We start from the raw sequence: 3,557 nt of genomic DNA on the forward strand, positions 1-3,557 counted from the left end.
ATCACACCCTTGATGATGTTCTGCCAATAGGGGTTCACCCCGATGAACGTAAGGCCGTAGTTGATGAAACTAAAGATGATGACACCGGCGATGACTCCACTCACCGTTCCCACACCACCGGTGGTGGAAACTCCACCAACGACGCAGGATGCGATGGCATCGAGCTCGTATCCGTTTCCGTAGTTGTTGGTTGCTCCTCCCGTACGGGCGGCTTCCAGAACACCGGAGAGGGAGATAAGAAATCCACAGACACCGAACAGGCCTACCAGCGTCTTGGTGATATTGATACCGGAGACTGCTGCAGCCTCAGGGTTGCCACCGACTGCATATACGTTCTTGCCGAACACAGTCTTGTTCAATACAAACCAGACTATAATTGAAACAATGACGGCGAAGATGACAATGACCGGGACAAAACCGATGGAACCTGAACCCAGGAAGGTGAAATCGGATCTGAGTCCGCCGATGGGCTGGCTGTTGTTGGGAGCCATGTTGAAATAGATGGAGTTGATACCATAAATAATCAACATGGAAGAGAGGGTGGCAATGAAGGCAGGAACCTTGAATTTTGCCACAATCAGGCCGTTCATCATTCCAAACAGCGTTCCAACAAACACCGCGAGCAGTATCGGGAGGAGGATGGGAATTTGTCCCATATTCGGATAAAACCGCCTGACGTAATCGGCAGTCTGCAGCATGGAGGCGGAAACAACAGCCGCCATACCAACCAAACGGCCTCCACCAAGGTCTACACCACCGGTAAGAATGACAAACATCATGCCCAAGGCCATAATGATCTTCGTCGAACTCATCATCAAAATGTCCCGAAGTACCTGCAGACGCAGAATGCGTGGGTTGATGATGGCGATTACGACCACCAACAGCAACAGGACGAGGAAGATTGCCTTGTCCATGACAAACTGTTTTAGACTTTTTTTACTCATTATTGATTTCCCAATGCCTTGCATGCTTTCCCCCTACCCGACGTACTTAGTCGCCAGTTCCATAATCTCTTCCTGGCTTGTCTTCTTGCTGTCCACGATACCTGCTACACGACCTTCACTCATGACAACGATTCGATCGGTCATTCCCAAAAGCTCCGGCATCTCACTGCTGATCATGATCACACCCTTGCCCTGGGCCGCAAGCTCACGCATGATGACGTAAATCTCATACTTGGCCCCGACGTCGATACCCCGCGTCGGTTCGTCCAGAATGAGAATTTCAGGAGTAGTGAGCAACCAACGGGCGAAGAGTACTTTCTGTTGGTTTCCTCCGCTGAGGCTCTTGATCAAAGTTCTCGCCGACGGCGTCTTGATATCCAAATCCTTGATGCTCTTCTTGGTGTCTTCAGCCATCTTTGCTGCATTGAGGAGCCCGCTCTTGTTCACATATGAGGTTATGTTGGCAATGACCAGATTCTCCTGTACGGAAAGAACCGGGAATATTCCCGTCGCTCTCCGTTCCTCGGTGAGCAGGGCCATTCCTAGTTTTTTGGCATCGTAGGCACTGTTGCAATGCACCTGCCTGCCTTTCACATACAAGCTGCCTTTGCTGTGAAGCCTGAGTCCGAATACTGCTTCCATGACTTCGGTGCGCTGGGCTCCGACCAATCCTCCGATTCCCAGAATCTCACCCTTATGCAGGGTGAAGGAGACATCCTTGAAACTTCTGGGGTTCGGCGATGTATACTCTTCGACTCTGAGCAGCTCGCTGCCGATGTTGCTCTCAGCCGATGGAAAGCGATGGGTAAGATCGCGGCCTACCATTCGCTTGATGATGACGGCGGTGGTCAGTTCACTGGAAGGCCAGGTCCCCACATACTTACCGTCACGCATGATGGTTACTTCATCGGAGATTTTGAGAATCTCCTCCATTTTATGGGAAATGTAGATGATCGCAACCCCACGGGCCTTCAACGAGCGGATGATGGTGAACAAGTGTTCAACCTCATTCTCCGTCAGAGAGGAGCTGGGCTCATCCATGATGATGATTTTTGATTCATAGGAGACGGCCTTTGCAATCTCGACGCTCTGAGCCTTGGAGACTGAGAGGGTGCGCAGCAAATCGGTCGGCTGTATAGTGGTGAGATTGAGATCCTTCAACAAGGAAGCTGTCATCTCATACATTCTCTTGTGGTCCACGACAGGACTCTTGGGCCCACCGATGCGTGGATAACGGCCAAGCCATATATTCTCCATCACCGACCGGTAGGGGATGAGATGGAGTTCCTGGTGAATCATGGAGATTCCCAGGCTGAGTGCCTCTTTGACACTGGTAATCTTGACGGGTTGTCCATTGAAGGAAATCTCCCCCTCATCCATGGAGTACAAGCCGAACAGACATTTCATCAACGTGGACTTGCCTGCCCCATTTTCACCCATCAAGGCATGCACTGTTCCCGGCTTTACTTTCAAGCTTACGTCGTCCAGCGCTTTTACGCCCGGGAACGACTTGGAAACATGGTTCATTTCTAATACATACATGACTTCCCTCGCCTCCCCGGCTTTCCCGGGGTATAGTCCCTTCAAAAAACCCTCCGGATCATCGAACAACCCGGAGGGGGAATTTCTACAATTCAAACCTTATTTGAACTGCTTGTAGTTCTCCTTGGTGACCTTCTGGTAGGGAACCCATACGTACTTGCCATCAGTAATCTTGTAGCCGATGGAAGCTTCGGTGGGGGTGATGCCCCTTGCCAAATCATATGAGAGCTTGAACGTTGCGCGGCCCTGGTTGACGGCGTCGTTGAGGACGGTGCCAAGCAGAGTGCCTTCTTCGAGAGCCTGGAGAGCGGGAGCGGTGGCGTCAACACCAACGACGGGCATGAACTTGCCGTCCTTGAAGTAACCGGCAGCCTTGAGGGCTTCGATTGCACCAAGAGCCATATCATCGTTGTTTGCGAAGACTGCTTCAATCTTATCGCCCTGGCTGGCGATGAAAGCGGCCATTTTCTCCTGTCCCTTTACACGATCCCACATGCCGGTGTCTTCAGCAAGCTTCTGCACCTTGATTCCGTTGTCCTGCAGATTCTTGATGGAGTACTCAGTGCGCAGTTCTGCGTCCTGGTGGCCGGGTTCGCCCTTGAGCATGACATACTGCAGAACGCCGTCGCCATTCTTGTCCATGGACTTGTTGGCTTTCCAGTAGTCGGCAATGATCTGGCCGCTCATGGTACCGGACTCTTCAGCACGGGCGCCAACGTAGTAGACCTTGTCCCACTTTGCCATATCTTCAGCAAGCGGCTCGCGGTTGAAGAATACTACGGGAATGTTGGCTTTCTTCGCCTTGTCGATGATGACACCGGCTGCGGTGCGGTCGACAGGGTTGATCTGCATGGCTTTCATGCCCTTGGTGATGAACAAATCGACCTTCTCATTCTGTGTGGCCTGGATGTTCATGGAGTCGACGACCTCAACCTTTGCATCGGTTTCGGCTGCGGCAGCTATGATTGCGTTGCGGACACCGGTCATGAAGGTGTCGTCAAACTTGTAGATTGCGCATCCGATTTCAACACCTTTGCTCTCACCTTGCCCTTGGGCGAAGACGGGAGTTGC

General features: G+C 51.9%; 3 protein-coding genes. All 3 read right to left on the reverse strand.

Going from position 1 to position 3,557, the window contains the following annotated elements:
* A partial coding sequence (gene mglC / locus B3F49_RS00760) for a galactose/methyl galactoside ABC transporter permease MglC (protein ID WP_293908554.1) occupies positions 1 to 944 on the reverse strand: 944 nt, incomplete at its 3' end.
* A 33-nt stretch (positions 945 to 977) separates the two neighbouring features.
* A complete protein-coding gene (locus tag B3F49_RS00765; RefSeq protein WP_293908555.1) occupies positions 978 to 2,486 on the reverse strand; it encodes a sugar ABC transporter ATP-binding protein in 1,509 nt (502 codons plus the stop codon).
* 99 nt (positions 2,487 to 2,585) lie between these two features.
* A partial coding sequence (locus B3F49_RS00770) for a galactose ABC transporter substrate-binding protein (protein ID WP_293908556.1) occupies positions 2,586 to 3,557 on the reverse strand: 972 nt, incomplete at its 5' end.

The sequence above is a fragment of the Sphaerochaeta sp. UBA5836 genome (assembly GCF_002432845.1).
In the GTDB taxonomy this organism is placed as follows: Bacteria; Spirochaetota; Spirochaetia; order Sphaerochaetales; family Sphaerochaetaceae; genus Sphaerochaeta.

Coding starts and splice junctions, on each gene's coding strand:
- B3F49_RS00765 (WP_293908555.1), bottom strand. CDS start 2,486: ATGTATGTATTAGAAATGAACCATGTTTCCAAGTCGTTCCCGGGCGTA.